This window comes from Dysgonomonas termitidis (genome assembly GCF_054657735.1).
Genome location: NZ_BAAHYD010000002.1, coordinates 3,255,744 through 3,280,515 on the forward strand (window position 1 = coordinate 3,255,744; position 24,772 = coordinate 3,280,515).

General features: G+C 44.1%; 39 protein-coding genes and 1 pseudogene. 1 reads left to right on the plus strand and 39 read right to left on the minus strand.

The genetic code is table 11. From position 1 onward, the window contains the following. Nucleotides 1-20: 20 nt before the first annotated feature. From ACYQ3L_RS17485 to ACYQ3L_RS17505, 5 genes and pseudogenes are all read right to left on the minus strand, one after another. Complete coding sequence (locus tag ACYQ3L_RS17485) at nucleotides 21-515, minus strand: hypothetical protein (RefSeq protein WP_380000201.1); 495 nt, start codon at nucleotides 513-515, stop codon at nucleotides 21-23. Beyond that, nucleotides 490-1,287, minus strand: a complete 798-nt coding sequence (locus ACYQ3L_RS17490) for a hypothetical protein (RefSeq protein WP_380000204.1) — start codon at nucleotides 1,285-1,287, stop codon at nucleotides 490-492. The genes ACYQ3L_RS17485 and ACYQ3L_RS17490 overlap by 26 nt, the downstream gene beginning before the upstream one ends. After that, nucleotides 1,284-2,276 carry a DUF6712 family protein gene (locus tag ACYQ3L_RS17495; RefSeq protein ID WP_380000206.1) on the minus strand — a complete coding sequence of 331 codons (993 nt, stop codon included), beginning with the start codon at nucleotides 2,274-2,276 and terminating at the stop codon, nucleotides 1,284-1,286. The genes ACYQ3L_RS17490 and ACYQ3L_RS17495 overlap by 4 nt, the downstream gene beginning before the upstream one ends. Before the next feature lie 120 nt (nucleotides 2,277-2,396). Next, nucleotides 2,397-3,758: a hypothetical protein gene (locus ACYQ3L_RS17500; RefSeq protein WP_380000208.1), complete on the minus strand. Its 1,362-nt coding sequence runs from the start codon at nucleotides 3,756-3,758 to the stop codon at nucleotides 2,397-2,399. A gap of 72 nt (nucleotides 3,759-3,830) precedes the next feature. Then, nucleotides 3,831-4,682, minus strand: a pseudogene (locus ACYQ3L_RS17505) (DNA adenine methylase). A gap of 356 nt (nucleotides 4,683-5,038) precedes the next feature. On the opposite strand from ACYQ3L_RS17505, the gene ACYQ3L_RS17510 reads away from it, so the two are divergent. After that, nucleotides 5,039-5,773: a transposase gene (locus ACYQ3L_RS17510; protein ID WP_459952247.1), complete on the plus strand. Its 735-nt coding sequence runs from the start codon at nucleotides 5,039-5,041 to the stop codon at nucleotides 5,771-5,773. Between the two features lie 166 nt (nucleotides 5,774-5,939). Here ACYQ3L_RS17510 and ACYQ3L_RS17515 read toward each other — a convergent pair whose 3' ends face one another. The 34 genes from ACYQ3L_RS17515 to ACYQ3L_RS17675 form a co-directional block, all read right to left on the minus strand. Then, nucleotides 5,940-6,224, minus strand: a complete 285-nt coding sequence (locus tag ACYQ3L_RS17515; protein ID WP_379994724.1) for a hypothetical protein — start codon at nucleotides 6,222-6,224, stop codon at nucleotides 5,940-5,942. A gap of 5 nt (nucleotides 6,225-6,229) precedes the next feature. Further along, nucleotides 6,230-7,300, minus strand: coding sequence for a hypothetical protein (locus ACYQ3L_RS17520; protein ID WP_379994726.1), 1,071 nt, complete (start codon nucleotides 7,298-7,300; stop codon nucleotides 6,230-6,232). Beyond that, nucleotides 7,297-7,788: a hypothetical protein gene (locus ACYQ3L_RS17525; RefSeq protein WP_379994728.1), complete on the minus strand. Its 492-nt coding sequence runs from the start codon at nucleotides 7,786-7,788 to the stop codon at nucleotides 7,297-7,299. The genes ACYQ3L_RS17520 and ACYQ3L_RS17525 overlap by 4 nt, the downstream gene beginning before the upstream one ends. A 63-nt stretch (nucleotides 7,789-7,851) precedes the next feature. Next, nucleotides 7,852-8,187 carry a hypothetical protein gene (locus ACYQ3L_RS17530; protein WP_379994730.1) on the minus strand — a complete coding sequence of 112 codons (336 nt, stop codon included), beginning with the start codon at nucleotides 8,185-8,187 and terminating at the stop codon, nucleotides 7,852-7,854. A gap of 184 nt (nucleotides 8,188-8,371) precedes the next feature. Then, the gene (locus ACYQ3L_RS17535; protein WP_379994732.1) at nucleotides 8,372-10,090 is read right to left on the minus strand and encodes a hypothetical protein; all 1,719 of its coding nucleotides are present in this window, start codon (nucleotides 10,088-10,090) and stop codon (nucleotides 8,372-8,374) included. Between the two features lie 72 nt (nucleotides 10,091-10,162). Beyond that, a complete protein-coding gene (locus tag ACYQ3L_RS27835) occupies nucleotides 10,163-10,276 on the minus strand; it encodes a DUF7352 domain-containing protein (RefSeq protein WP_465251901.1) in 114 nt (37 codons plus the stop codon). Continuing rightward, nucleotides 10,276-10,491 carry a hypothetical protein gene (locus ACYQ3L_RS17540; protein WP_379994734.1) on the minus strand — a complete coding sequence of 72 codons (216 nt, stop codon included), beginning with the start codon at nucleotides 10,489-10,491 and terminating at the stop codon, nucleotides 10,276-10,278. Before ACYQ3L_RS17540 ends, ACYQ3L_RS27835 begins: the two co-directional genes overlap by 1 nt. Further along, nucleotides 10,460-10,804: a hypothetical protein gene (locus ACYQ3L_RS17545; protein ID WP_379994736.1), complete on the minus strand. Its 345-nt coding sequence runs from the start codon at nucleotides 10,802-10,804 to the stop codon at nucleotides 10,460-10,462. The genes ACYQ3L_RS17540 and ACYQ3L_RS17545 overlap by 32 nt, the downstream gene beginning before the upstream one ends. Before the next feature lie 90 nt (nucleotides 10,805-10,894). Then, nucleotides 10,895-11,518, minus strand: a complete 624-nt coding sequence (locus tag ACYQ3L_RS17550) for a hypothetical protein (RefSeq protein ID WP_379994738.1) — start codon at nucleotides 11,516-11,518, stop codon at nucleotides 10,895-10,897. Between the two features lie 98 nt (nucleotides 11,519-11,616). Continuing rightward, nucleotides 11,617-12,435: a hypothetical protein gene (locus ACYQ3L_RS17555; RefSeq protein WP_379994740.1), complete on the minus strand. Its 819-nt coding sequence runs from the start codon at nucleotides 12,433-12,435 to the stop codon at nucleotides 11,617-11,619. A 183-nt stretch (nucleotides 12,436-12,618) separates the two neighbouring features. Then, a complete protein-coding gene (locus tag ACYQ3L_RS17560) occupies nucleotides 12,619-13,038 on the minus strand; it encodes a DUF5053 domain-containing protein (RefSeq protein WP_379994744.1) in 420 nt (139 codons plus the stop codon). A 46-nt stretch (nucleotides 13,039-13,084) separates the two neighbouring features. Beyond that, entirely contained in the window at nucleotides 13,085-13,273 is a 189-nt protein-coding gene (locus ACYQ3L_RS17565) for a diguanylate cyclase (protein ID WP_379994746.1), read from the minus strand. 155 nt (nucleotides 13,274-13,428) lie between these two features. After that, complete coding sequence (locus tag ACYQ3L_RS17570) at nucleotides 13,429-14,022, minus strand: hypothetical protein (RefSeq protein WP_379994748.1); 594 nt, start codon at nucleotides 14,020-14,022, stop codon at nucleotides 13,429-13,431. A 41-nt stretch (nucleotides 14,023-14,063) separates the two neighbouring features. Beyond that, complete coding sequence (locus tag ACYQ3L_RS17575) at nucleotides 14,064-15,011, minus strand: hypothetical protein (protein WP_379994750.1); 948 nt, start codon at nucleotides 15,009-15,011, stop codon at nucleotides 14,064-14,066. Between the two features lie 65 nt (nucleotides 15,012-15,076). Beyond that, on the minus strand, nucleotides 15,077-16,177 hold the full coding sequence (locus ACYQ3L_RS17580; protein ID WP_379994752.1) for an ATP-dependent Clp protease proteolytic subunit: 1,101 nt from the start codon (nucleotides 16,175-16,177) through the stop codon (nucleotides 15,077-15,079). Between the two features lie 117 nt (nucleotides 16,178-16,294). Further along, entirely contained in the window at nucleotides 16,295-16,780 is a 486-nt protein-coding gene (locus ACYQ3L_RS17585) for a hypothetical protein (protein WP_379994754.1), read from the minus strand. Further along, nucleotides 16,777-17,349 (minus strand): hypothetical protein, encoded by a 573-nt coding sequence (locus tag ACYQ3L_RS17590; protein WP_379994756.1) that lies wholly within the window; start codon nucleotides 17,347-17,349, stop codon nucleotides 16,777-16,779. The genes ACYQ3L_RS17585 and ACYQ3L_RS17590 overlap by 4 nt, the downstream gene beginning before the upstream one ends. A 190-nt stretch (nucleotides 17,350-17,539) precedes the next feature. Continuing rightward, nucleotides 17,540-17,857 carry a hypothetical protein gene (locus ACYQ3L_RS17595; RefSeq protein WP_379994758.1) on the minus strand — a complete coding sequence of 106 codons (318 nt, stop codon included), beginning with the start codon at nucleotides 17,855-17,857 and terminating at the stop codon, nucleotides 17,540-17,542. A 94-nt stretch (nucleotides 17,858-17,951) separates the two neighbouring features. After that, entirely contained in the window at nucleotides 17,952-18,650 is a 699-nt protein-coding gene (locus ACYQ3L_RS17600) for a hypothetical protein (RefSeq protein ID WP_379994760.1), read from the minus strand. Next, a complete protein-coding gene (locus ACYQ3L_RS17605; RefSeq protein ID WP_379994762.1) occupies nucleotides 18,637-18,876 on the minus strand; it encodes a hypothetical protein in 240 nt (79 codons plus the stop codon). Before ACYQ3L_RS17605 ends, ACYQ3L_RS17600 begins: the two co-directional genes overlap by 14 nt. Before the next feature lie 67 nt (nucleotides 18,877-18,943). Continuing rightward, nucleotides 18,944-19,270, minus strand: coding sequence for a hypothetical protein (locus tag ACYQ3L_RS17610; RefSeq protein WP_379994764.1), 327 nt, complete (start codon nucleotides 19,268-19,270; stop codon nucleotides 18,944-18,946). Beyond that, complete coding sequence (locus ACYQ3L_RS17615) at nucleotides 19,251-19,427, minus strand: hypothetical protein (RefSeq protein WP_379994766.1); 177 nt, start codon at nucleotides 19,425-19,427, stop codon at nucleotides 19,251-19,253. The genes ACYQ3L_RS17610 and ACYQ3L_RS17615 overlap by 20 nt, the downstream gene beginning before the upstream one ends. 15 nt (nucleotides 19,428-19,442) lie before the next feature. Next, nucleotides 19,443-19,694 (minus strand): hypothetical protein, encoded by a 252-nt coding sequence (locus ACYQ3L_RS17620; protein WP_379994768.1) that lies wholly within the window; start codon nucleotides 19,692-19,694, stop codon nucleotides 19,443-19,445. A gap of 4 nt (nucleotides 19,695-19,698) precedes the next feature. After that, nucleotides 19,699-20,217, minus strand: coding sequence for a hypothetical protein (locus tag ACYQ3L_RS17625; RefSeq protein WP_379994770.1), 519 nt, complete (start codon nucleotides 20,215-20,217; stop codon nucleotides 19,699-19,701). Nucleotides 20,218-20,221: 4 nt separating this feature from the next. Then, on the minus strand, nucleotides 20,222-21,133 hold the full coding sequence (locus ACYQ3L_RS17630; protein ID WP_379994771.1) for a recombinase family protein: 912 nt from the start codon (nucleotides 21,131-21,133) through the stop codon (nucleotides 20,222-20,224). Further along, the gene (locus tag ACYQ3L_RS17635; protein WP_379994773.1) at nucleotides 21,130-21,789 is read right to left on the minus strand and encodes a hypothetical protein; all 660 of its coding nucleotides are present in this window, start codon (nucleotides 21,787-21,789) and stop codon (nucleotides 21,130-21,132) included. The genes ACYQ3L_RS17630 and ACYQ3L_RS17635 overlap by 4 nt, the downstream gene beginning before the upstream one ends. Before the next feature lie 41 nt (nucleotides 21,790-21,830). Further along, nucleotides 21,831-22,109, minus strand: coding sequence for a hypothetical protein (locus ACYQ3L_RS17640; RefSeq protein ID WP_379994775.1), 279 nt, complete (start codon nucleotides 22,107-22,109; stop codon nucleotides 21,831-21,833). Continuing rightward, nucleotides 22,078-22,413, minus strand: coding sequence for a hypothetical protein (locus ACYQ3L_RS17645; protein ID WP_379994777.1), 336 nt, complete (start codon nucleotides 22,411-22,413; stop codon nucleotides 22,078-22,080). Before ACYQ3L_RS17645 ends, ACYQ3L_RS17640 begins: the two co-directional genes overlap by 32 nt. Before the next feature lie 46 nt (nucleotides 22,414-22,459). Further along, nucleotides 22,460-22,609, minus strand: coding sequence for a hypothetical protein (locus tag ACYQ3L_RS17650; RefSeq protein ID WP_379994779.1), 150 nt, complete (start codon nucleotides 22,607-22,609; stop codon nucleotides 22,460-22,462). Between the two features lie 2 nt (nucleotides 22,610-22,611). Further along, the gene (locus ACYQ3L_RS17655) at nucleotides 22,612-22,983 is read right to left on the minus strand and encodes a hypothetical protein (protein ID WP_379994781.1); all 372 of its coding nucleotides are present in this window, start codon (nucleotides 22,981-22,983) and stop codon (nucleotides 22,612-22,614) included. 13 nt (nucleotides 22,984-22,996) lie between these two features. Beyond that, nucleotides 22,997-23,461 carry a TRM11 family methyltransferase gene (locus ACYQ3L_RS17660; protein WP_379994783.1) on the minus strand — a complete coding sequence of 155 codons (465 nt, stop codon included), beginning with the start codon at nucleotides 23,459-23,461 and terminating at the stop codon, nucleotides 22,997-22,999. Between the two features lie 11 nt (nucleotides 23,462-23,472). After that, a complete protein-coding gene (locus tag ACYQ3L_RS17665; protein ID WP_459952448.1) occupies nucleotides 23,473-24,060 on the minus strand; it encodes a KilA-N domain-containing protein in 588 nt (195 codons plus the stop codon). A 51-nt stretch (nucleotides 24,061-24,111) separates the two neighbouring features. Next, nucleotides 24,112-24,513: a hypothetical protein gene (locus ACYQ3L_RS17670; protein WP_379994787.1), complete on the minus strand. Its 402-nt coding sequence runs from the start codon at nucleotides 24,511-24,513 to the stop codon at nucleotides 24,112-24,114. Between the two features lie 42 nt (nucleotides 24,514-24,555). Continuing rightward, entirely contained in the window at nucleotides 24,556-24,765 is a 210-nt protein-coding gene (locus ACYQ3L_RS17675) for a tunnelling fold family protein (protein WP_379994789.1), read from the minus strand. Between the last annotated feature and the right edge of the window lie 7 nt (nucleotides 24,766-24,772).

Here is a 24,772-nt window from a genome sequence, read left to right on the forward strand (position 1 = left end):
CCTGCTCCGGAAAAAGGACATCATTCGAACCGGTCAGGATCCAGGCAGTTATCGAATGGAAGATTTATATCAAACGACAGGAGTACTCCCCATAGATGTGCTTTTATATTTTCCACATAATCCAGTTCCGCATTATCCATCACCAGTGATTTCAGGAAGGGAAGGTTCCGTTTATCCACTCGGATTTTTTTTATAAAATCTTCAGCCACCGCTTCCATCTTTGTCCACACATTTTCTATGTTATTAAAATCACCGGCATCACGGATGTGATCCAGGAACATTAGCTCCACATGCCGGCTTTTCCTGAAATTATCCGGCTGGCTCGTATAGCTGACGGTCAGTTTCTCCATGGTAACAACAGGATAATAAATATTCGCCTTTCCTTCCTGAAGCAGTTCATCGTTATCCAGTCTCACAAAATGTTTTTTTTCTGCCGAATGCTTTATAAGCACATGTTTCCTGCACAGGTTTTCTATATACTCCGTGAAATCATCTAACAGGTTTTCGTTTCCCATCCTTATAATTCTTTATTCTGTTATTAATCGTTTTAAAGGCCCGGATACATTTCAGGTTCCGGTACTCTTCCTCATGCAGGATATCATCTCCCATGAAACCGTCCAGGATGGAGTTCCAGTCCGGGCGTCCGGAACCGGCCCTTTTGTTTTTCGCATTCTTTTTTGGCTGCTTCTCCTTATCTTCTTCCCTGTATTCAAACAGGTACCGGAAAACACCAGACAGCCATTTACGGATAAATGTATAATTCAGGAAGATGGCAAACATGGTAGCCTTATCTACTTTTGCCGCTATGTATGCCATACGCTCTTCAAAATCAAAATCCCGGATAGATTCTCCCTTCTTCATATAGAGAGATGATACAAACCTGCACAGGCTGTCGTCATCATGCCCGTTCACATAATCGAAGAAGTACGTGTCCAGGATCATGAATTGTTCGAAGGATACACTCTTCAGCTTTATCTCCGGGGAGCACAGATATGTGTCCGGTATTTCCTTCAGGTAAAAGTAATTCACGGCAGCTTTTGGCTCGGATATAAAGCCGGCACACTCGATTAGCCTGTACTGTTCAAATTTCGAGAACTTCCCGGCAAGCTTTTTGCTTATACCGAAATATTCACTGATAAACACGTCATCCGGGACCTGCTCCAGAAATAGCCGGCTGCAAATGGCAAACTGCCGGCCCGAGAGCTCCTCCCATTTTTCCGGAGCCCGTATTTCTATCGCTTTTCGAAAGAAATGCAGGCGCGTATATTCTATCCGTATTGTTTTCATGCCCAAAATGATTTTTTTCCGTTATTATCCCTGTTGGGTATTTTCTTTGCATTTGACGGCGGGATACCGAAAGCCGTTTTCAGGTATTGCTCGGCCAGTAGCCAGTAAGAGATAGCATCGGCTTCAGCCTTGTCGGCCTGCATGGCGATACGGTTATCGGCTACAGGATCCAGCGACATATAAGAGCCGTCACCACCCTTCAGGCTCGTAAAGAACAGTCCCCTGTCTGTCAGGCTGCCTGTCTCCAGGATCAGCTTACGCACTCCATAGAATACGACTACCGGAAGTAGCTTTTCACGCAGCTTCAGGTATTTTTCATCCGGAGAGTCCTGCATTAATGCTTCTTTGAATTCATTATACAGGATAGCTCCGAGCCGGGGAGCAATGACCGTATCCTCTATAACCCTGAAAGCCGGTTTCAGCCGCAGGAACACCAGACGGCTGTTATTGACAGGGTAATATCCGTTCACCTCCTGCGTACTCCTTACGATTGCGTCTTTTGTCCGCGTGTAATTTTCAGAATCCAGGTATTCGGGAAACTCGTCTGTATTCTCTTCCAGATAGGCGATCAGGTTGTCCAGGGCATCGAATCCTTTTTGCTTGAAACCTTCCTTCAGGCTATGTTCCTGATATTTATACGGTGTTTTCGTCTTTTCCGAATCCTGCCGTTTGATACCGGCATCGCCGATCAGTACCTGAAGCTCGTCGTAGTCATACCAGTAAGCCAGGAAAGCATTTGCGCGCTGGCCATAATAAAGCAGTTTTATTTCCTTGTCATCCGTGTCCTCCCTGATGATGCTTATATCCACTACTGCATCATATATCTCCTGTAGTCTTTCCACTACGGCGTTACCCATTACGGGCCGGATGAACAACCCGAAAGCATTTTGAAAAGCCGGGTTCATATTCCGGAAGCTAAGGGATGTCGATATCGGTATATAAGGCCTGAGTTCGTCCCCATCGCTCCATTTATTCTCTGAGAATATCATGTCTTTTAGTTATAAGTTATGAGTAATAAATTATAAGTTTTTTTTAGCTGTTGGCCTTCGTCGCTTCGCGCCATTATTAATTCTTAATTTTTCATTCTTAATTATATTGGCACATTAACTTCACGCTATATTTTGCTGAGTACCGGCTCCCGTGTTCAGTGTTGTCAGTATCGTATTCCGGAACCGAAGCGATACATCCTCATAGCCATTGTAGCGCAGCATAATCTCCACAGGATCCAGAAAGTTCTGGCGGTCTATCCAGGCATTGGCTATATTCACAAGGAAAGCCTCCCGTATGTTCGAGCCACCCTGGTTTCCGGCATATGTCCCGCCGGGCATACCGGCACCCAATACGTTCGGGTTGATCATCAGTGAAAACAGTATTTCCGAGTTGGCGGCAGCCGATGTGACCAGCTTGTCACCTTCCTTCGATTTGTTGTCCAGCGGCGTGATCTTCCATTCTTCCTCGACCTTGCCGTTCTCATTGACCGCGAAGAAAGTAAAGATCGGTTTTTCAGCATTATCGACTCCCAGCAGGTTCCTTTCGACATCATCCATGTAGTCCTGGATCGCTTTCTCCCGTTCGGCTACCGTGTCGAAGTCTGCTTCAGGGAATTTCTTATCCCAGAACGCATACGGTATCTGTATATGCCATTTCCAGGTGGCCTGGTTCTTATACACTTTCTGCAGGTACCGGGGCACCTGTTTGGCTATGTCTATCCATCCGGCAAGGAAGCAGGCCAGCCAGATAGGCTCCCCGTAGGTATCCCGGTTGCTCCAGCTGTCGCGGATCACCATTACCGTGCTGTCCTTGGATTTACCTTCAAAGCGCCGGATATCCAGGTCCAGTTCCGGATCATACTCTGACAGTACGTCCAGAACTTTATAATCCCCTGCTCCCGGTGTGTCGGGCCATTTCCCGGAGATCACGCATTTTTCCCTGCCGTTCGGATCACGTTCGCTCAGTCGGCAGAAGTAAGCGTTCAGCGGGTTTAATCCGACAATCCGGCTGCCGTCCATATTCGTGACGTTCTGCACAAAGCCGCACCCGAACTTGAAATAATCACGGGCCACACGCTCCATATACCGGCGGATGACGCGCGAGGATACAATTTTCTGAACTTCCGGATTGGGATAGGGAATCAGCAATTCGTTTCCGTCCTGGTCGTAGCCGTCGATCTTGCAGGCATGTATGCCCTGCCCGAGCGTGAAGTTCCGGATGAATTTGAGTCCGGTGTTCAACACGCCGGTACTGGTGATTATCCTGTCAGCCCATTGCGGGAAATCGTTGTTATCTTTCCACGACAGTAGCCTGATACCCGCCAGCTGCGTAAAATCCTGGTCCGGCTTTGTATCCACGGTCTGGATCAGCTTTTTTTTCTCTTCCGGGGTAATACCCGACGGGGAGCCGGTCGTGTTCAGAAAGGTGCTCGAACATGACATCATCAGCGGCGTACCGTTCTTATTGAATAAGATTTGCATATCTTTTTTACCACAAATATGCCCGGATAAGCCTGAAGCAAAAAGGACATGAAATAATAAGACAAGCGGGTTTTATTTCACAAGCTTATACAACATCATATCATTATATCCCGATGTCTTATTCAGCGTTACGTGATGTGTCCTGAGCACCGAGTCAACAAAAGGATTCCCCAGGTTCCGGTTATCAGCGAATCACTCGCATAGCTCTACCAGTGAACTTTTATCGGATGTAAAGAAAATATAATCGGTGCCAGACAGCACATTCAATACGTCCAGGTAGTCGCGCAGCTTCCAGTATTTATCAGAATGATATGTTCCTGTATCGGTTGACAGGTATGGAGGATCCACGATAAATAATACTCCGGGAATATCCTTATAACGGTTATACAACTCCTTATAATCACAATGTACAATCTCAAGGCCCTTCAGGTATTCGTCCGGATCACAATCATAATCCGAGGCTTTCACCCTGTTATATAAATGTTCCTTCCGGAAACCTTCCAGGGACAATGCATATTTGGATGAAAACAGCAATGATGCCGATAAGGTGATATAATCGGTAAATCCCTCCCGGTCATCCAGAACAATACGTTCAATCACTTTATTTTTAAAAGCCTCGTCGATCCGTACCTTATCCCTGGGAATATTCGCCAGTATTGTTCTTATATCTGATAATAGTCTGTTGGTCTTTCCAATATTACGCAGACGTTCCGTATAATTATCATAATCGTTGTATATGACCCGGCAGCCGGGCAATATATGCTTGGCCGTATGAGACAACAGCCCGGAGCCTCCGAACAGGTCCACAATAATGCTGATTTTCTGTTTCTCATCGATATCCTTTATCGTTTGTGCAAAATATCCGGCAAACATTCTCTTTTGCCCCTGGAAAGGAAGGGGCGCAGTTTTATAAATTTTATCCATGTTTAATTTGTTTTTTAAATCGTTTAAATATTAATTAATTATGCGAATCAGTAGTTGCAACTATTGGCTGATTTATTTAATTAAAAGATTAATTATCAATAAAATAAGCGTACCGAATACTTGCTCAATCTCTTGAAAATCATTAAATTAAAGGAATATTACCACACATTTCTTTAACAATGATTCCCAAGAAGAAAGAGCTTAAACTGATAAGAATTTATATGTATATCTGTGATTTATACGATTCAGAGCTAAAATATTACTGTCAACGGTACAGTAACAACAATGCTCCATCTTTTACTGATCAGGAAATAATGACAATTTACCTGTTCGCAGGATGTTGTCAGAAGTATTTCATGGTCAAAGATATACATTCTTTTACAAAAGAGTATCTATCTTCCTGGTTTCCTTCATTGCCATCGTATCAAACATTTAACTTAAGGTTAAACCGCCTGAATGAATGTTTTAAGGTATTATCCCAGAGATTGATAAGTTCATTCACGCCAAAAGATTGTGATTTTGATGTATCGCTGGTTGATTCTATGCCTGTAATCACTTGTGCAGGACGAAACAGAATAGCAAAGGTTGCTAAAGAAATCACCACTAAAGGATATTGTTCAACAAAGAATCAATATTACTATGGTTTAAAGCTTCATGCTCTGGCATTCAGACGAAAAGGGACAATCCCTTTTCCGGAATCCATAACCTACACTCCTGCTGAAGATAACGACCTGACTGTATTTAAACAGAACTGGGGTGATACGATAGTTAACCGAATGATTTTTGGAGATAAAATATATTCTGATTTTGAATACTTTAATGATAATAAAAAGCAAACGCAGAATATTCAAATGCTTACTCCTGTTAAAGCAGTCAAAGGACAGTCTGAACAAGAAAAACAATGGAACAAAGCATATAATGACTTATTTTCTACTGCTGTTTCTAAAGTCAGACAACCCATAGAATCATTCTTCAATTGGTTGAATGAACGTACAAAAATTCAAAGAGCGCAGAAAGTCAGATCGACATCCGGACTTTTAGTTCATACGATGGGTAAAATTGCCATCGCTTTTATTTATCTAATTTTTTAAATACTGATTCGCATTAATTACTATTTTTGCAATCCTACTTCATACTAAATAATGCGACACAGCGTAACTAAAAGGCATATTAAGCCCTCAGTTATGCGCTGTGTCGCATCTATTATTTTAGTTTTAGTATGAGGTAGGATTCTACTAAGCGACTGGGGGCTTATTTTTACAATATCACTTCCATATTGTTATACATCACTATCATGTCTATGCCGGCAGGATAGACATGGCCTTCAGCATTTCCCTCGCAGTCGCAGGGCTGTATCCCTCTCTGCCGGGCGTCCTGTACATTATACGGCAATCCGCGTACATAGGCCTGCGGGATATACCGCAGCTTGCCCGATTTATCAACATACTTTATAGAGAATATATTCCGCTTGCCATTCGGCAGCCACCGGATATCCAGCTCCTTGAGCATCAGGTTCCGTCTTATATGCGTCGGTTTGTTCATATCAGCTAATTAAAACTATCATCAAATGTATGGTCGAATATCCTGCCTCCTTCAATCCTGGCCTGCAGTTGGTTATTCGAAGCATACCTGTATTTAAACTCGATGGAAGCCATATCGTCTTTCCGGGAGGTTACTTTTACCGTTTCCTGCATAATGGTCACTTCCCGTAGGATCCCGTCTTCCAGCAGGCGGATTTGTTGCGCGTTCAGTAGATCCTCCAGTAGTGCAACCGTTCCCCGGTCAATATGGCCGGTATTCACGGTGATGCCCCTTTCCACGTCACGGCTGATCTGCCGCTGCTTCCTGCCTATATTCCCGAAATCACGCGTCCACTTTTCTTCGGTCGTCGCATCGCCGGTGCAGGTGAATGTCTCCTGGGCGCCGAACGTATTGCGGAAGATGAAGGCTGTCTCATTCTTCACAGGGAGATTATTTACTATAAACCGTATTGTTTCGCTTCCCTGCTTGCCGACTTCGTATGATATCAGGCGGTCTACCGTGATGCCGCACCGCGAAGCGATGACCCCGGGGGATACGTCGTAACGGTAATATGTACCGTCATTGGTAGGAACGGTGCCGATGGTTATCTGTTGCTGCACATCGTCATCTTCACCGATGTACAATGCCTGCACTATGATTTCCCCGGGGCCGTAAAACGAAACGAATTCCCAGCCGCGAGGCTGTACCTGTTTCTCTATCACGCGTGATAACGGCATATCCGTCAGCAGGTGTGTATCGAGCGTGCCTCCCGTTTCGGCATCGCACCGGTAAATAAATACGGAACAGATAATCGTCGGATCCGGATCAGGAAGCTCACGTATCAGGAAATCAACCCGGATGAATGTGCCGTCTTGCCCTTCTTCCAGGACGATATCCTGTACAGGGTCATACGACATAGCCAGCGCCCCGATATCACGGATATATACCTTACCCTCTGTATCCGGAGAGTATGTCTCATGCAGCACTTCCCGGCCAAATATAACGACAATAACATCGACGTTTCCGGATACCGAATCCAGTATGATATCGCCATAATCGGCGCTTAAGCCTTCCAGTGGAAACCTGACAATGTTCATTTCTTCAGTATGAATTTCTTTATAATAAAAATTCCGACTGCAGGGATTATAATAAACCATAGCCAGTTCAGGTTGAAAAGAGAAGCTGTCTCTGTGGCTGATTCTTCTTTTTGATCCGCTGTGATATCCGTCAGGCTGGCGGCTGTATAATCAGTCCGGGTATCTTCTCGCTTTGATTCACCTGCAGCAGTTTGCTGTTCTTTTTGGGCGTTCCGTCTCGATCTTATGTTTTTCTCTTCCTGCAATGGGTAGTTTCCGGCGGAATCAGGTTTTGCGGCCGTGTCATATTTCCGGATATAAATATCCGTATCCTCCGATTCAAAAAAACGGCTCCAGTCGGCATGCCACAGACTGTCAGCTGACCTTCCTGTTACCGACAGACTTGCGCCTGAAGCGGAAGAAACGGACAAATGGCTATCCTTCTTCTTCCGCGATGCACAGGAAGAAAGAAAAATAAAAAAGAATAATAAACAGATAATCCTTACCATAACTAAAAGATATATGCGCAAAGATGCCGTATGTGTATAATTGGAAAAAGGACACCGTAACGGCTAATCCGGATAGCTATCCGTGTCTTTCAGGTAGATGCTCCAGTGCGGAACCCCCTCGATGAACGTTAACCGAAACCCCAGTTCCTCCATTACAGTGCTTACCAGGCTGACGGAAGGCCGAATGGATTCACGAAGCATATAAGCTAGTTCTGCAGATGTTTTAAAATCCTTATCCTCTGTGTCTCCGGAAGTATCAAAGTTTTCCCGGATAAACTGAGACAAAGCTATCTTTACCTTATCTACTGCCTTCGTCTCCGGAGATTCTCTGTGCGATTTCTTGCTATCCTCTCCTTCCTTTTTGCGATCCTGCACAAAACCTATTCTCTTTCTATCCATAGTTAAATACTAAAAAATCCTAATAAAAACATAAAAAAAAGATTGTAAGAAGCTTAGCTGAATAAAAAGAGAGAATAATCTTAAGAGATCTGCTCTTCTCAGTAGCCGGGCCCTAATCTTGCCCTCACGGTTTGCCTCACTTTTAAAGGAAATGTTAAATTTAACATTTATCCTATCCCCTCCATCAGAACCGCGGATTCACAAAGGATGATCCTTTCTTCAGCATCGATCCGTACTTGGCCCACATTCTTTTATCCACAGCATCTCCGAAGTGCGTGGCTTCCTCAGGCAGCACGGATGTCTGCCGCTCGCTGCGCTTATCCTTCTCGAAGAAGCCGTTCATCTTCTGTATAACTGAGGTGTTGTTCATACTGATCAGTGTGTACTTGCACCGTGCGCCGTTGAACCGTTTCTTCGGCAGCCGCGGATCCGTCTCATGCAGCAGGTAACGCCAGAGCAGGTACTTCTCATTGTGCGGCGGTTCCTTCCCCGGATGCCTGCGTACCCTCACCTTCCATTTATTTTTCTCCAGCCGGGATATCGCATGCTGGTTATAAGTCTTCTTTGAATTGGCCAGCCTGATATCTCCGTATGTATCCACTGTATATATGATCATCTTCTCCTTATGCTTCCGGTAATACTCGCAGAAATTATCCATCAGCGTATTGATCATCGTATCCGGATTCTCCTCCGGCTTAACAAAGAACTCATTGATGTTATTATCACACGGGGTGATCAGGCCCGTCACATAATCAAACATACTTTCCTGGCCTACTTCGATAAGTGAGATCTTAGTTCCCCAGTCCGGTGTGATCTCCAGCGGCTTGGACGGATTACAGTCGGCATCACATAGGCTGTCTCTGTGCCTGGCCAACTCGTCCCAATTGAAATTGTTGTTTTCGGCCAGTCCGCGTATATAATCATCGTTATCCGCTTTGTAATATATATGCCTGTCGTCCAGTGAATAATAGCAATCAGTAACCTTATTGAGGTAGAAGTTCAGTATCTCGATCATAAACGATACCAGATCCATCACTTTATACATTCTTGTAAGGTATGAGAAGCCCAGGTTATAGATATTATCGAAAGCATTCGACAGCATGAACAGCGTACCGTCTTCGCTGACAAAGGGCGTAATTGTTTTACGCAAACGCCCGCATTCCTTCCATAATTCCACTGCAGTCTTTTCGTCGTTGTTTATCTTGGCCTGTATAAGCTGCAACTGCATATTGGCTATTTTATTCCAAATGACGAATAACTGGATCCCGGCTTCCTTCTCATAATAGTCCGCAAAGTCGGTTAGCCATTTATGCTCCGGAAGATAACCCATCGACGATGTAAAGGTATATCCGTGATGCTTTAATAACCGGTCTTGGGAATAGATACCGAACTGCTCTTCGTTACCACGGTTGGTTGGTACGGCTTCCTGGTCAAACTTCACTTTATCCAGTGTCAGCGCTTCATCCGACAATGCATAATCGATATTAGGTCCGCGCATTCCGGCAGCCTGGGAAAGCAGGTAAAGACCATGGCCGTTGCTGAATGAGATCATATACTCATAGCTCATAATTTTTTCATGAGGCGTATAGAAGTGATCAGGCGGTTTCTGGCATACCACATAGTCACCTGTTTTCGTTTTCGGGTTATATTTCCGGTAACCTGCTTTCTCAAGATACTTGAATGCAGAAGGAAGCGTTTTCGTTAATGCCTGGCCTAAAGTCTGCTGCACTACCCCGGTTATCCCGCGCGGCATGGTCCGTACATTTTCATCTATCTCAGCACCGGTGATAAATGACTTCCCGGTACCACGCCCGGCAATCAGGGCCTTATACTTTGCCTGGAATGCCATTACGGATATCTGGAACGAATTGAGCGATATGTTTTCTTCCCAAAAATTTTCCATAAGGTAAAATTCGTGCGATATTCCGTTAGGCAAAAGGACATAAAAAAGTGCGTGCAGATCTGCACGCACTTTTTAAATAACCAAAATACCATTTTGCATCTGTACATCCAGTATTTTATATCCTTCCGGCAATTCTATGGGCTGAAAGCCTATAACCTTAAGCGGATATTTATATATAGCCTTCATCACCATTCGATTTTAGTCAAATCCAACCCTATAGGGTCTGTATGCTTCGATATCTTATAACCAAGCTCTACAAGTTTCATCTGATACTCTGGCGTGACTACCGGTATGCATATCATTTGATTGCCACGGCTCGCGGATTGCTCTATATCTTGGATAATAACCTCAAATGGCCGGATATTTTCTTCAGTTAGTTTTCTTGCTTCTTTTGCGTGCATACATTTCATTTTTTCTTGTTAATCGTTTTTCTTCTTCCTTCCTGAAGGCCATCACATCAGCCATGGCCAACTGTGCCAGCATGACTACGACCTGACGCTGCGAGTGCGGCAGCCGGCTCTTTTTCTCCCTGACGGAGATATATTCCTTCAGTACCGTTTCCGGAGTCAACAGCCCCGATTCGTTCAGTGTATCGGCAGGCGTGCGCCTGTACTTCATCCCGGAAGGAGGCAAAGGCCTGTTTTTATACCCTTGTATCCGGGCATCCAGTAATTCCGGGAACTTTACATCCTCTATCGCTTCTCTTATTGTCATATTTTTTTTAAATGAAAAGTGAAGAACGAAAAGTGATAAATATTTTTCACTCTTAATTTTTCACTTTTAGTTTTTAGTTTTTCACTTCAATCACGTATCCAACAATTCGATGATATCCCCGTCTTCCACCTCCGGCGTAGTCATGGCGGCGACAATGGTCTGTATCTCCTCCTGCGACAAGTCCTTCAATTTATCCATGGGAATATTTACCGTTGTTTTATTATTATTCAGCTGGATATAGAATATATTCTTTTCCATCCGGCGCGGATCTTCCTCGCCCATCGGCTTGTCGCCGATAATCTCCTTCAGTACCTTATGTGCCGCTACACGCTCCTTATACTTGCCCTGGAGCTTGCAATCGCGGATAGTCTCCACCAGGTCTTTGATCTGCCATTGCTGCCAGAAATCAAAATCGAAAGTAAACTTTGTTTTGAACAGTTCCTGCGCCAGCTTTACGTCCTGCCGGGCCTGGTTCCGGGATATGTTATACTTGGCCAGCAGGCGCGGGATCACATTGGACGGATGGTATTCATCCAGTGCGCCGGCTGCATATTTCACCCGGTTAAATTCCCCCCGGTACTTTTCAGGCAAAGGGGAGTTCTCCGGATCAAGGATATGCGCCAGGATTACATCGTATGGCTGTTCCTCCAGGCTTTTTTTCGGCTCAAATCCGGCAGGGACGGCAGATGGTGTAAGGCTGTTCTTTTTACCCATGATTTTAATTTAGTATAGTTACAAGTTACTTCGCCTCCGGGCAGTTACAAGTTACAAGAAAAAAGTAACTCGTAACTTGTAACTCGTAACTAAAAAAATCATTTCAACTCCGCTATCTTCGTATCGATAGCCAGCTTTTCCTCACGAAGCTGTGCGACGCGCTTCTCCTGGGCAATGCGTTTCGGACCTGCCGGCATCGGGTTAGGCTTAGCACCTTTTTTATCCTTCTGATATTCCAGCCTGTTTTCTGCTTTTGCGAGTTTGGTGCGCCAGTTCTCAGACATCTTTTTCAAGGCTTCCGGATCATCGGGCAATGTAAACGTTGGCTCTTCTTTTTTCGGTTCCAGCACTTCCATAGCTATCTTCTCCGGGTCGAATGGTTCGGCGAACAGGGCTTCGTCCGGCAGCGTGCCATCCTGCTTGTAAGCCTCGAAAGCTTTCCATAACGTATCCATGCGGCGGCTGGCGGTATCGATAATCAGGCCTATGCGTTTGCGTTCAGCGTTCGATTTTTCGTCATTGCCTTCGCCTGTAGTCTTCAGGGCCTGATGCTGCAGGCTGCGCGCCGTATAGAGCTCGCGCACCTCGCTGACCAGCCTTTTCACAATAGCCGGATATTCTTCCGGAAGTTCCTTCTCCAGCTGCGGGATAAAAGTTTCAGGATCCAGCAGCGGCGGTTCGTCCTCATGGGCTGGGCTGCCGGCATCCGGATTCGTACAGTAGCGTATATAGCCGCGCATTTCCGCCAGCAGCTTCTTGGGGATATCCGAGCGGTTACGGTTCTTTTCGAAGTTGGCTACTACAAAAGGCTTATATCCCGCCTCTTTTAGTATTGTCAAACCTTTGTCGATACTTCTCTCTTTTGTGTTCAGCCAGTCGACGGCCTGTTGCCTGGAATCAGTTTTTATTGTATCCATATTATAAAAAATTATTTAATTATCTGATATGCCGATCTGCCAATGATAAAAAGCTATTGGCATATTATAATAGCCAAAGCTCGTGCGAATTTCCGTGAGGCAAAAGGACATGAAAAAGCCCCGCCGGGAAGGGCGGGGCTGGTAAAAACTCAGGAACTAATTATAGCATTACCAAATTAATAATTAAGTATTAATCAATGAAATTGATGTATCCTGAAATTTTCCGCCTATTTCATTCAAAGCTTTTGATAATATCTTTATCTCTTCATTATTAAATTGTACACGCTTACCGTTTACTTTCGAATTATTCAGCCGTTGGTAGAACCATTGCCGTGACTTGCCAAAATATTCTTTAGCGATGGATGATATGGATACATAAGGCAAAATCGTATCCAGCTGCTTTCTAACGGTGATAAATTCTATTAACTCTTCCGCTTCCTGTACAGCCTTTTTTGCACCTTCTTCAAATTGCCTGCTTATAATTTTCTTCTCTTCTTCACTCCTTGCGGCCTGCTCCGATTTTATTTTTTTATCGAAAGCGGCATAGTCTTCTTCAGTTTCTAGCGTATTCCATTCAGCCAGATATTTTTCTATTTGATTCATAAATTTTATCTTTTATAAAGCGCCTCCGAAAAGGCGCTTTCGTTAATTACTTCCTTAATTTCAATAACTCAATCAATTCATCCAGTAAATAATCTATTGTATTGTACATTGTTTGTTTTGATTTAGGCGTCGCGCTTAATTCATCCCAATATACACTGAAAAACAAAAGATTACGCTTTATGTGCTTTATTCTCTCTTCTACTTCTTCCTGTTCCATCATTTCAAATTTAAACATTAATACTTTTATTAATTTGGTATTACAAATATAATAACCTTTTGGTAATTATGCAAACTTTTAAGCTATTTTTTTCACAAAAAACACAAAAAAAATACCTGTATCACTACAGGTATTTTTACATGGAAAAAAATAAACTAAAGAAAAAGCCCGGTTTACGGTGTCACAGGTACCAGGGTAAGCAATCCCTCTGTTTCACCTTCATACACAAGCGCTTTGCCGGCACGGTAGGTAAACTGCAGGGTTGTCTGGTTACGGTCGGAAGCTGCTGTTCCGGTAACGGCGCCGTCGCCTCCGGGTACATAGCTGCACCCACGCTTCTTGCCGCCCATCAGATATTCGACATCATTCATATCCTGTACGATAAAGAACATCTTGCGGTTCAGCGCCGCGTTGATAAAACCAAATACTGTTTTGCTCAGTTTCGCTTTCACTATATTGAGCGTGTAGATCACCGACATACCGTCTACTTCCCCTTCGGTCGTCACAGTGAAATTACCGGCGTCTTCGGTCATATCAAAATAAAAAGCGCGCGTACCCGGCTTCATTACCAGATCGCCCACTAGGGCGCCGGCTTCATCCAACGGAAGCGGAACGGTCGGCGATGCCGGTGCCGGTTCATCAGGCCACGCAGCCACATCATCCCAGTACCCATAGATAACGCGCGTCGAGATACCTCCCGCATTACCGCCATTACAGCCCAGGTTTTGGTCCACATCTTCCAGCTCTATACATTTCTGGTTTGCCATAATTTTTTTTATTAAGAATGAATAATTTTTTCATTGACACATTAAGGTGTAGGAGGAGTAGCTTCTTCCACTGTTGTCCATACCACTTCGTTAAGCCCGAAGCCCAGGCCTTCCCACCAATCTGTCAGAAACGACACGCAGCGCTTCGACTCTTCCAGTTTCATATTGCCGGCATTCTCACCTTTTTTAGTGAGATGGATAAGATTCTTAACCGGAGTAATCCATATGTCATCCGTACCGATCATCGAAGGAAATCCTGTCACCTTCGCAGGGGAGAAGTCCAGTGTATCGTCTATCTGTCCCGGATTCGTATGCTGGTAATAACCGAGCGCACGCTTATCCTTCAGGAAGGCACGCCTCCATTTCGGGGAAAGACCCACTACCATCGGCACGTTCTGGTACTCTTCAGCTACCTGCTCATAGCCATATTCTATCTGATCGTAGATAGTGGCTATATCCAATGTGCCGATATTGATACGGTTCACAGGCTTGTTCTCAAGCAGGTATTTCAACCCGTTCATACTGTCTTCCGTATCACCGGCTGTCCCCGGCGTAGGAGCCTGGAACTGTCCCTTGTAGTACAGTTTCATCTCCATATCGTTCTCGATCTGATCGAAGACATGAACTTCAAGCAGGTAACGGATCAATGGCCATTCCTTGCGGCTCAGGTTATTGGCTGCAAGGAAGCCAAGCCAGGTGGCCTCGATGTCGTCCGGCCAGATATCCATATCCACCTTCATGTGATACAGGTAGATCGGATTAGGCTTGAACAGCGGGTTTCCTTTCGGCGTATAAGTCTTCTGGAAAGGCTGCACGATGCTGTCTATATATGAGCTGCCCATCTGGTAAACGGTATCGTTCGTCTTGATGGGAGTCGCGTTCTTGACGGTTTCCCGCCCGAAAAGGAGCAGTCTTTTCAACCGGGCCATGTTCTGGCCGGAGTTCAGGTAATATGCCCCGTATTCCTGGATAATTGCTGATACATCCATATTGTTAAATTAAGAATGAAAAATTAAAAATGAATAATTCACTGTTGACTGCTAACTGTTGACTGTCAATACACGTCCGCAGCCCTGTTGTGCGGCAGCTTGTCGATAGCTTCCCAGTCTACATCGTCATCTTCCTTTTCTTTGCCGTCTCCCCCATTGCCTTGTGGTGATTCGGGTTTCGCTCCCGGACGTCTTGCAAGGATGGCCTTGATAGCCGTTACTTTGGCCGTGCCGTCGGCAGCAGCTTTTACAGTCGTATCGATACCATCCAGCGCGCCGGTCAGTTCATTCAGTGCGGTTTCAGCCGTATCCTTTGCCGATTCGGCACTCTCTTTGGCTGTCGTAGCATCCCCGGCAGCCTGCTCCAGCTCTCCCAGCTTTTGATTGAGTGCCGTCAGCTGGGCAACGGTTAAGGTTACCTTATCGTCGGCAGCTTCGAAGCCCTCGATATTCAGCGCCTTGTTCAGGTTTGAAAATGTTTTGTTCATCTCGTTTTTATTTTTAGGTGAGAAAAATTGTTTTGCCTTATCCATCCACGACAGGTCCTCATTATCATCGGTAATGGTAGCCTCCGGAACAGGAAGCCCGTTCGCCTTCATGATTGCTACCTGATGGTTGGATATCACCGGCTTTTTATTTTTTGTAGGTAATAGTTCGTCCACCAGTCCCAGGTCGACGGCTTCCCTGGCCGACAGCCAGCGCGCTTCCTTCATCAGCTCCATCACTTTTTTTAATTCCATGCCGCGGCTGTTTACATAATCCCTGGCCAGTACCAGTGTGACGGTTTCCGCGTCTTTCTTCTGGGCCACGAGGTCAGCGATAGCCTGATCGATGTCATCCTCATTCATCGACCCCCACGCATCCACCCATAACAAAGGCTTATGAATAAGGTATAGCGAATCTTCATGTATGATAGTCTTCTTCGCGCCGTGGCCGATCAGCGTGGAAGCCGATGCATTCATCCCGACATACTCCAGCGTCACATCCCCATGGGATGCAAACAGGTCCTTAATTTTCAAAGCATGATTGACATCACCGCCGTATGAAGTTGTTTTGACGGTAATAGGGCCTTCGCCCAGTTCGTTCATCAGGTACTTTACATAGCCCATCGAGAAGCCGTAACTGCCGATGTCGCCCATGATTTCCAGTGTTCTGTCTTTTGCCATATTTATAACTGTTTACGGCAAAGTAACGGGCAAAAAAAAGGCAGGTAAAGGACATCATGCCCCTTACCTGCTTCGGTAGCTGCCGGCTGACAGCTATATTATATTATGGTGTAACTCTTATGGTATAAGCACTACAGCGTCTATAAAATGGCACGGGAAAGGCTGCATACCTGAAAAAGTAAACTGCAGCTGATTCCGGTTCTGTATCGTCTGGCCTGTCGTCGCCGTTCGGTTAAAGATCAGATGGCAGTTACCATCACCTGCCAGCCGTGTTTTACCGTTATTGTCCTCAAATAGTACAAGCCAGTAACCTCTCTCCAGAATGGCCAGCTGTTTACTGTTCAGAGCATCCGCCTTGGGGATAATACCTGTTACCACGGGGTTATATATGGATCCGGCTGCCGTCTGTGTCTTCTCTTCCGTAAACTGCATTGTGTCCGGCGTACAGTAGATCTCTATCATATCCCCGTCACCGGTAAGGTTCAGGAAGGTTTCCCCGCGCGTATAGTTATGCGATATGCTGTCCAGCGATTCAGGTGGAATAGCATATATTTTATGCATACCTCCCAGATTGCCGCAAAAATCATAAATTATCTTTTTCATGTGGTTTTCGTACCTGCAACATTGTCCTTTTTCTCGGACAATGTTGCCAAAGTTATTTTATTAATTAATTCAGCCAATTCCTTTATCACATAATTTTTATCCACATCGAGGTTACGCTGGCAACTTTTATAAATACTTTCCTTTGGCCAGACGTCCTCCGGAAACATAAATTTCTCCTGGAACAGGTCGATGCTCTCGGACAGAGATGTGCCTGTCGCACGGTGCATGCCGACAAATGAATACATTAGAATTTTTGCGCGGCCTTCCAGTATGCAGTTAAGCCGTACAATATCGGTCTTCGATAGTTCCCAGCCGTAACGGTAGAAGTCATCCTGCGATATCCGGATATTTATCTCGTCGGAATACCTTTTAAATAGGTATTTATCATACTTCTTTTCATGCCGGTAGGATCTTTTACTTAGCCGTTCGCGAAATTCTTCATACAGGCCTTTATCGGATGACAGGTCAACCGACGGCGGAAGATCAGAACTATCCGGTTCACCGAATTTCAATTCCAGAAATCTACTGACATATGACTTACACGGAAATCTTACCAGAAATTTATTCATATACCCTCCTTAGCTATATTTACCGTGTAAAGATACGGTTTTCAGAGCATTTATTTAAGACATATAAAAAAGCCTGTCATCGCGACAGGCTTTTTCAGAACTAAATTTAACACAATATATAAATGCCGTCATCGCGACGGGATCGGGATGGATAAATTGTTATCATTTCAATACTTTTCAGAAAATGTTATCATTTTTTACGGAGGCCCATCAGGTATTTCAGTTTCTTTATTATATTGATCGACCTTTCCGTGAGGTTCCTTAACCGGTCGGCCTGTCCTTCCGCACCGGGAACCTTCTCCAGAATCTTCCAGCCTTCGAAGGCCGTCATCCCGAACTGCTCATACAGTTCCATCAGGTCGGTTATCTCGTCATCGGTGATAACGCAATACTGTAACAGCAGCAACAGCGCCTGCGAATTGGTCTTCACCCCGAATTTTTCCTGAAGCTGAAGCAGGCGCTTATTCTGATCTTCCGTCAGGTCGCGTATTAATATATTCTTACTCATAATTTAATGTGGAAATTATTCACTCCGCAAATTTGCGGTTTGGCCTTCTCTTTATTATTCTTCACTTATCACTTTTAGTTTTTCACTTTCCTCTTTATATCTTCTTTTGCACATACTCCACCGCCTTCACCAGCTCGTCATATGTCAGGTCCTTGCCGGTGATCAGATTGTATTTTATGTAATACCGGGCAATGCGGTTCTCGCGATCATGGCCTACCATGATCGCGATGCTCCGCCAGAAGCCGACGTATGAGTTCAATAGCTTATTAACACATACCTGGAGGCTGTCATTGAATTTATATTCCAGCCTGATGCCTTCTTCATCGCATACGGGTTCGAGGTTCATAGCCCGGAGTTCCTGAACAAAGTTTTCGATCAACCGGTACTTGTGCGCTTCCCGCGACAGGATCGCCCGGAGCTTACCAGATGGATTTACTTCGCAATAAATCACTCTGCAAGTATCTGTCAGAAAATACTTCTGTTCTAAATTATAAATATGCCTGGCAATGGAAATGTCTGAAAATATGGTTATATTGGCTTCCTGCGCATCCGGATAAATAAATTCTGCTTCCTCGATTGTAAGGTCGACAAAGCGGATATAGCGCATCGGTATTTCAAAATAATCATTTTCGCTGTAGCAAGGATACACCCTGGCGCACGGCCCTACAGCCGTCATCGTATTAAAATCCCAGGCCCGCATCTTTTGCCCGCAAAAATCGGGTATGGTAATGCCAATCTCCTGCAGCTGGGCTGCCGTGGCATCGAGGGTTACTTCTAAGTTAATCTTCTTCATTTTCACTATCCATTAATCGTAATGCTGCCAGGCTTTCCGGATCTTCCGGGCCGGCGCAATGTGAACAAAGAGTATATGTTTCATCCACCCACCAGCACGGGCCGTAGTCCGGATCGTAGCAGGCGTGGTTATCAGTGCAGCCGCAAACTTTACATATCCCGGCTTCAGGTTCCTGTTCTGTACCCACACCGCAATTTTGCGGTTTGGCTTTTTCATTCATTGGCATATCGGCTATTTTTTTTACTGTTTACAGTTTACTGCTAACTGTTAACTGAAAATATTGGCACATTATCTCAATCTCGTCCTTTCCCTTTGTACTTCTTTCTGTCCGAGTCCTCATTGTTGGCCGCTGATACTTTATCGTATTCTACCTGCAGGCAGTTGTAGCGGTTCATAATCCGGTTCCACTCCGGGCCGATGTCTATGCCCTTGGCGATGCGGGCTTCTACTTCAGCGATATCGCTCTCGATCTGTTCCAGTGTACGGCGCTGCGTATTATAAACGCAGGACCTCTCATGCCTGGGCGCTACCTTGGTAAAGGTTACAGGCGTCACCATTCCGCAATTTTGCGGTGTGGCAGATGTACTGCCGGCTAAGTATTCAGGTTTTTTGTATTTCATCGCGGTCCTCCATCATTAACATCATTTCAAAATCTATCATCTGTACGCAGTCGGCGCACATACCCTCCCCGATCACGATCTCGGAGGAGGTTTCCCCGCAGCAAGTGCATTTGCCGTGAGTCAGGTCGGATAGTCCGTAAGTGGTTACTTTTTTCATGTTGTTTTATTTTTATTAAATTAGTTCATCAATCAGGGCGGCAGCTTCGTCGCCGTAATATTCGAAAATCATATCAGCAAGCGATTTGTTCTCAAGCTCGTAATCGCCGTGCTGTTTTTTTATCCATTCATCAAACTTGACAATATCAATTTTTATAGACTGGCATACCAAAGTCATAAACCCGTCATAAAACGGGCCTATCGAAATACCGAAGCATTCTTTAAAGTCGTTTTTCGCTTCACTCCATTGACCTATCCTGTACGCCATATATTTATGTTTTTTCCGTTGTATCCTGAGTTTGGCTCTGTTTCTCTATTTTTGCTATACTCATTTTACTATAAATCCTTTTAGCATAAAGATATCCTTCATCTTTACGAAATTTATCTACCTGGCTATACTTCATAAATTCAATATTTCCATCCGGAGCTACAGAGTGGTGGCAATAATGGGCGCCACTGTCTTTGTCGAAATGGCTGTAAATTGCTATCAGCATTTTGCCTTCATCAGTTATAGCTTTCACAATATCCCCTTTCTCAAATTTGAGAGGAGTAACATAGCCTTCCCATGTTGTCACATCTTCGCTGGGAAACAACAGGCAGTCTGTTCCTCCCTTAAGTACCGAACCTTTCGTATTGAAACGCATAGGCCTGTAACCCTTCTTTTTATTACCTATTACAATAGGGAACTCATTATCTGGTTCTATTCTGAGTACCGTTTTCTTATTTTGATGGATTACAGAATATATTTCTATATCGGGAATCAAATAATCCAGTAGGTTTAATTCTTCCATTTTTTTAAAATTTGTAATATTGCTTCTGGCTTCCGCTATTCGCATTGCGAACGAGTCTCAATGCTTTCTGGGTAGATTCAAGAAGTTCTTTTAAATCGGCGTTTTTTTTGAGCCATTGGCTAAACGATGACGGTGAATATTCGTATCCTTGCTCTTTCAATTTCTCTACAATGTATTTATGTGTCAAACCATCTGTTATTAAACTTCGTATCAACTCTCTATGTGAATCTAAAAACAAGCTGGACATTTCACCCTTTAGTTGATACCTGTTAGAAATCTTATTTTTAAAATCTCCGTAACCAAAACCTATATCAATATTATTTTCTATACAGTATCTGCGTAATGTTTCCTTGTGAACTCCAAGCATTCTGGCTATCTGAGGAGCAGTTAACCCGGCTTGCCGATATTCCCTTATCAGTGTTTCTTTTCCTCTAAGTTTACTATTTGAACCTTTACTCCCGGGAGGCCTGCCTAAAATAACACCATTGCGCCGACATCTTTCCAGGCCTTCGACTGTCCGTTTTACAATCATTTCCCGTTCTATCTGGGCTGCAATACCAAAGCAGAATACCATCATGATACCTGTCAGGTCTCCTTTTTTTATGGTACTTATGCTATCTTTTACCGAATAAATAATGATATCATTCTCAATACAGAATTCTACAATCCGAAAAAGCATAAATACGGACCGGGCAAGCCGGCTGATCTCGGACACGATGATGATATCGCCGGCTCTGGCTTTCTTCATTAATTGGCCCAGATGTCGTTTGTTGTAATCCTTCACGCCGGATACACCTTCATCTTTTATCCATTCGTCAATAGAGGTATGGAGTTCTTCGGCTTTTTTTTCCACTCCAATTTTCTGGCTTTCAACATCCTGCTTGTCGCTCGACACTCTTAAATATCCGTAAATCATACCCTATACTCATTTTTCCGTATATACTTCGGCGAATTAAAATATTCCACAAAATAGTCCCATTCGTCATCAAACCTTTTTTCGAAATCCTCTCCGGCAATCTCCTGATAGGTTGTAGCATCGTTGAACGCACGCAGGGAGGGGTCTATCCTTTTCATAATGGCATCTTCTTCCGAATCAGTATATACGCGCGGTTCTTTGTTGTCTACCTTTTTACCGCCTGCTATCCTGTAATCGAACTTACCGTATATCAATTCTATTTCTTTGCTCCAGGGATCGGCTTTTAGTTCAATGTCCGGATTGAATTTAAAATAAGTGGATAAAACCGCGAATATTACGCGGTAAGATGGTTCTGCCATGAGTGTCTTAATAGCCCCGGAAATATGCCGGTAGACCGTATTCACTTCTTTAGCAAAATCGATATATGTGATATGGGTGTCCTTATCCATCGCGTTATATAGCCTATTCCGGTCCTCTATCCTTTTTATGGAAATCTTCTTCGGTTTCTTCAGTTCATATTCCAGGAAAATACGGATACCGCGTTCGCGGGAGATATGCATGATCGTTTCAACCCAGTAGCAATACTTTTTATCCCCGAAGGTATTCTGGGTATAGAACGGGAAGTAGTTATTGTAGGATAGGTTAGGCTTTTTCATATTTTTTTAGTTACGAGTTACAAGTTACGGGTTACAAGATGTTAACTGTTGACTGCTAACTGTTTACTGTTATATTCTGCCGGCACGGTATTCATCCATCTTTCGCGTTCGCGGCGTACCAGATCGACACTGATGATAGCATTTGTTGTGACATACAGGTTTTCGGCATTCCCTGCACTGTCGGCGATAACCTCCAGTACCATCCGCGAATAGGATAGCATAGAATGTAAAGCCAGCATAGCCTCCCGGCATTCGTCCGGAGAGACTGCTTCGCCGGCTTTGGCGGCGTCAATTACCTGCTGGATCGTTCTTTTGCACATGCTTTGCAAGGTTTAAGTCTGCATCGGGAACGCTCTTATTATTTTCATCGAGCATGCATATAGCAACGGCGCTTATGTACATTTTTTTTGCTACAGGATCTTTTTTAATGCTTTGTTCTATAAGCTCTATTATCGATATGGGATTGCCTATACCGATAGTCATATCCATATCAAGCGTATCCAATTTCGTCAGGCACAAAAGCGGTATCTTTTTTCTTTGGGCTATTTCAGCAACCTTAAGGAGCATGGTTTTCACTTCCATTTCTTCCGGATCCGGGGTTAGTTCTTTTTTGTTTTCTTCCATGATTGTTATTTGATTTTAGCAAACCGCAGATTTGCGGTCTGGGATTTTATTTGAAATAAGCTTTCATAAATGCAATGATAATATCCGTAACGATGCGTATTAATGTGAAAATACCTAATACCATTACAAGGGAATAGTTGAATTGTACTTTCTTTTCCAACTCCTTTATTTTCTTTTCCAGTTCTTCGTTTTCCATTGTTATTTAAATTCTATGGTTTCTTCCTTATTAACCGCTTTAATACAACCATCCCTGAACTGAATGATTTTGTTATAGAAATATGGATCGTCATCCTTTAATCCGGGATGCTTTTCCAGTATGTCATTCAATCCTTCTACTATCGATTCAGACTCATAGGGGAATAATACCCCGTCACAATCGGAATGGTTTATTAGCGGATAGATACCATGCGGAATTGTATGCCGGGACATCAATACACAACCTGGGGCATTATTATTGTATCCGCAAAACTGATCTATATCCAAGCCGATAAGTGAACAAAGCTTTTTTCTAAAGTCGTTGAACGAGCTATATGGCCCGTGCCAGCATTCATGTGTCGTATCTAATCCCATTTTTCCTCCTTATTTATTTTATAAAGCACATCCATATTGTCTTGGACTGGCGTCCTGTTATATGCCCGAACAATGGACATTTGCCGATAACTTTAATTACACTGCTAACTTTTATCTGGTCTTCATTCCATTTAAAAACAAGTATGCCGTTCGGCTTTAAAACACGCATGCATTCGTTAAATCCGGCCCGGATAACTTCTTCCCAGTTCTCAGGCAATACACCGTATTTCTTAGCCATCCAGCTTGTTTTTCCCAGATTTTTCAAATGAGGCGGGTCGAAGACTACCAGATAAAAAGATTCGCTGTCGAAAGGCATATCGGTAAAATCCATCACAACGTCCGGATTTATATCCAATGCCCTGCCATCGCAAAGGATATGTTGCTCCGACCTGATATCCCCGAACACAACATCCGGATTATTTTTGTCGAACCAGAACATCCGGCTGCCACAACAAGCATCTAATATTTTCTTATCCATAGCCAGTTTTTTCATTCCGCAATTCTGCGGTTTGGGTTATCTAATGCTTTTTTTACTTCTTTCAGCATATTCTGTCGCCAGGATTTCTGGCCTTTATCGATCTCCTTCTGCAGAGCTGCCGCTTCCTTCTCTTCGCGGAGAAGGTCTTTATAGAGGGGATTGCGTGAGAGTTTCTTCCGGAGTGTTTTTATCCCTGCTTCCATTTCGGCCAACTGTCGCTGGAGAGGATCTTCCTGCTTTCGGTTTGCTGCAAAGGCATTCTTCAGGAAGTCGCGTTCGAGTTTCGGATCCAGCCAGCCCAGAAACTTGATAAAGATATCAAGATGCATCCAGGTACCGGGAGCGGTTCCGCCGGAGATAATCCGCACGATATTGCCCTTGTCGGTAAATTCCAGTTCCGGATCCAGACCGTACTCGACGCTTACACCGAGCACAAAGTCCTTTACTTTCTGGCTACGGATGTAGCCGTAGACGTCTTTTTTATATTCTTTGGCCAGAGACGAGGCATTGAATAGACTGTCGGGGTTGGGGCGGAACTGGCGGCTGTTTGTCTCCTGTTCCACGGGTACCAGGGCGATGTTGTTTACTATTTTTCCCATATTGTTTAAATTTACTGATTGGGCACTCCGCAAATTTGCGGTTTGCCTCTTTTATCCTTCCTGTTTTATTTCGAGATATTCGCAGCTATATGCTCCGCTGAACCCATCCAGCCACACAACCAATTCCCCGCACATTAATTGAGGCCCGTGGGTAACAGTCCAGATCCTGTCCGGATAATGATCCTTTTCAGCGCCGGTCATAATCACTTTCGTTCCGGGAACCATAGACCTTCGCCGGAGTTCTTCAGGGAATGCTTCTTCAGAGGTTATAGCCTCAATTTTCCTGCCTGAGCAATTACAGTAGAGTATGCTGCTATTGGGGAATAACGGCTGTAAATATGCCCTCAGGTCTGCATCTTTGTACAGGTTGTGGGACATTAATACTTTCTTTTCCACTGTTATCTTTGATTTGGCAGCGTCAGGATATTGTTTTTTGATTTGTTCCAGTGTCATTTGATTTGTTCTTTTTCATTCCGCAAATTTGCGGTGTGGTTATTAATCTTTTATTGGCAACATTTCATCGCCGTGCTCCTGAAATATACTATCTATTATGTTTTGATAATCATACCCTTCTGTCCTGTAGCAACTAAGTTCATTTTTCAATACTCCATCATACTGCCTACAATGTAAGTCACCCTCCAATAATTCAATCAGATTGCTTAAATCCTGTTTGATTTGTTTAAGCTTTTCGATTTTTCTCTTCATAGCTTAT

What these genes read in the sequence shown, in the direction of transcription:
- ACYQ3L_RS17485 (WP_380000201.1), bottom strand. Translation starts at nt 515, where the DNA reads ATGGGAAACGAAAACCTGTTAGATGATTTCACGGAGTATATAGAAAAC.
- ACYQ3L_RS17490 (WP_380000204.1), bottom strand. Translation starts at nt 1,287, where the DNA reads ATGAAAACAATACGGATAGAATATACGCGCCTGCATTTCTTTCGAAAA.
- ACYQ3L_RS17495 (WP_380000206.1), bottom strand. Translation starts at nt 2,276, where the DNA reads ATGATATTCTCAGAGAATAAATGGAGCGATGGGGACGAACTCAGGCCT.
- ACYQ3L_RS17500 (WP_380000208.1), bottom strand. Translation starts at nt 3,758, where the DNA reads ATGCAAATCTTATTCAATAAGAACGGTACGCCGCTGATGATGTCATGT.
- ACYQ3L_RS17510 (WP_459952247.1), top strand. Translation starts at nt 5,039, where the DNA reads ATGGTCAAAGATATACATTCTTTTACAAAAGAGTATCTATCTTCCTGG.
- ACYQ3L_RS17515 (WP_379994724.1), bottom strand. Translation starts at nt 6,224, where the DNA reads ATGAACAAACCGACGCATATAAGACGGAACCTGATGCTCAAGGAGCTG.
- ACYQ3L_RS17520 (WP_379994726.1), bottom strand. Translation starts at nt 7,300, where the DNA reads ATGAACATTGTCAGGTTTCCACTGGAAGGCTTAAGCGCCGATTATGGC.
- ACYQ3L_RS17525 (WP_379994728.1), bottom strand. Translation starts at nt 7,788, where the DNA reads ATGGTAAGGATTATCTGTTTATTATTCTTTTTTATTTTTCTTTCTTCC.
- ACYQ3L_RS17530 (WP_379994730.1), bottom strand. Translation starts at nt 8,187, where the DNA reads ATGGATAGAAAGAGAATAGGTTTTGTGCAGGATCGCAAAAAGGAAGGA.
- ACYQ3L_RS17535 (WP_379994732.1), bottom strand. Translation starts at nt 10,090, where the DNA reads ATGGAAAATTTTTGGGAAGAAAACATATCGCTCAATTCGTTCCAGATA.
- ACYQ3L_RS27835 (WP_465251901.1), bottom strand. Translation starts at nt 10,276, where the DNA reads ATGAAGGCTATATATAAATATCCGCTTAAGGTTATAGGCTTTCAGCCC.
- ACYQ3L_RS17540 (WP_379994734.1), bottom strand. Translation starts at nt 10,491, where the DNA reads ATGCACGCAAAAGAAGCAAGAAAACTAACTGAAGAAAATATCCGGCCA.
- ACYQ3L_RS17545 (WP_379994736.1), bottom strand. Translation starts at nt 10,804, where the DNA reads ATGACAATAAGAGAAGCGATAGAGGATGTAAAGTTCCCGGAATTACTG.
- ACYQ3L_RS17550 (WP_379994738.1), bottom strand. Translation starts at nt 11,518, where the DNA reads ATGGGTAAAAAGAACAGCCTTACACCATCTGCCGTCCCTGCCGGATTT.
- ACYQ3L_RS17555 (WP_379994740.1), bottom strand. Translation starts at nt 12,435, where the DNA reads ATGGATACAATAAAAACTGATTCCAGGCAACAGGCCGTCGACTGGCTG.
- ACYQ3L_RS17560 (WP_379994744.1), bottom strand. Translation starts at nt 13,038, where the DNA reads ATGAATCAAATAGAAAAATATCTGGCTGAATGGAATACGCTAGAAACT.
- ACYQ3L_RS17565 (WP_379994746.1), bottom strand. Translation starts at nt 13,273, where the DNA reads ATGTTTAAATTTGAAATGATGGAACAGGAAGAAGTAGAAGAGAGAATA.
- ACYQ3L_RS17570 (WP_379994748.1), bottom strand. Translation starts at nt 14,022, where the DNA reads ATGGCAAACCAGAAATGTATAGAGCTGGAAGATGTGGACCAAAACCTG.
- ACYQ3L_RS17575 (WP_379994750.1), bottom strand. Translation starts at nt 15,011, where the DNA reads ATGGATGTATCAGCAATTATCCAGGAATACGGGGCATATTACCTGAAC.
- ACYQ3L_RS17580 (WP_379994752.1), bottom strand. Translation starts at nt 16,177, where the DNA reads ATGGCAAAAGACAGAACACTGGAAATCATGGGCGACATCGGCAGTTAC.
- ACYQ3L_RS17585 (WP_379994754.1), bottom strand. Translation starts at nt 16,780, where the DNA reads ATGAAAAAGATAATTTATGATTTTTGCGGCAATCTGGGAGGTATGCAT.
- ACYQ3L_RS17590 (WP_379994756.1), bottom strand. Translation starts at nt 17,349, where the DNA reads ATGAATAAATTTCTGGTAAGATTTCCGTGTAAGTCATATGTCAGTAGA.
- ACYQ3L_RS17595 (WP_379994758.1), bottom strand. Translation starts at nt 17,857, where the DNA reads ATGAGTAAGAATATATTAATACGCGACCTGACGGAAGATCAGAATAAG.
- ACYQ3L_RS17600 (WP_379994760.1), bottom strand. Translation starts at nt 18,650, where the DNA reads ATGAAGAAGATTAACTTAGAAGTAACCCTCGATGCCACGGCAGCCCAG.
- ACYQ3L_RS17605 (WP_379994762.1), bottom strand. Translation starts at nt 18,876, where the DNA reads ATGCCAATGAATGAAAAAGCCAAACCGCAAAATTGCGGTGTGGGTACA.
- ACYQ3L_RS17610 (WP_379994764.1), bottom strand. Translation starts at nt 19,270, where the DNA reads ATGAAATACAAAAAACCTGAATACTTAGCCGGCAGTACATCTGCCACA.
- ACYQ3L_RS17615 (WP_379994766.1), bottom strand. Translation starts at nt 19,427, where the DNA reads ATGAAAAAAGTAACCACTTACGGACTATCCGACCTGACTCACGGCAAA.
- ACYQ3L_RS17620 (WP_379994768.1), bottom strand. Translation starts at nt 19,694, where the DNA reads ATGGCGTACAGGATAGGTCAATGGAGTGAAGCGAAAAACGACTTTAAA.
- ACYQ3L_RS17625 (WP_379994770.1), bottom strand. Translation starts at nt 20,217, where the DNA reads ATGGAAGAATTAAACCTACTGGATTATTTGATTCCCGATATAGAAATA.
- ACYQ3L_RS17630 (WP_379994771.1), bottom strand. Translation starts at nt 21,133, where the DNA reads ATGATTTACGGATATTTAAGAGTGTCGAGCGACAAGCAGGATGTTGAA.
- ACYQ3L_RS17635 (WP_379994773.1), bottom strand. Translation starts at nt 21,789, where the DNA reads ATGAAAAAGCCTAACCTATCCTACAATAACTACTTCCCGTTCTATACC.
- ACYQ3L_RS17640 (WP_379994775.1), bottom strand. Translation starts at nt 22,109, where the DNA reads ATGTGCAAAAGAACGATCCAGCAGGTAATTGACGCCGCCAAAGCCGGC.
- ACYQ3L_RS17645 (WP_379994777.1), bottom strand. Translation starts at nt 22,413, where the DNA reads ATGGAAGAAAACAAAAAAGAACTAACCCCGGATCCGGAAGAAATGGAA.
- ACYQ3L_RS17650 (WP_379994779.1), bottom strand. Translation starts at nt 22,609, where the DNA reads ATGGAAAACGAAGAACTGGAAAAGAAAATAAAGGAGTTGGAAAAGAAA.
- ACYQ3L_RS17655 (WP_379994781.1), bottom strand. Translation starts at nt 22,983, where the DNA reads ATGGGATTAGATACGACACATGAATGCTGGCACGGGCCATATAGCTCG.
- ACYQ3L_RS17660 (WP_379994783.1), bottom strand. Translation starts at nt 23,461, where the DNA reads ATGGATAAGAAAATATTAGATGCTTGTTGTGGCAGCCGGATGTTCTGG.
- ACYQ3L_RS17665 (WP_459952448.1), bottom strand. Translation starts at nt 24,060, where the DNA reads ATGGGAAAAATAGTAAACAACATCGCCCTGGTACCCGTGGAACAGGAG.
- ACYQ3L_RS17670 (WP_379994787.1), bottom strand. Translation starts at nt 24,513, where the DNA reads ATGACACTGGAACAAATCAAAAAACAATATCCTGACGCTGCCAAATCA.
- ACYQ3L_RS17675 (WP_379994789.1), bottom strand. Translation starts at nt 24,765, where the DNA reads ATGAAGAGAAAAATCGAAAAGCTTAAACAAATCAAACAGGATTTAAGC.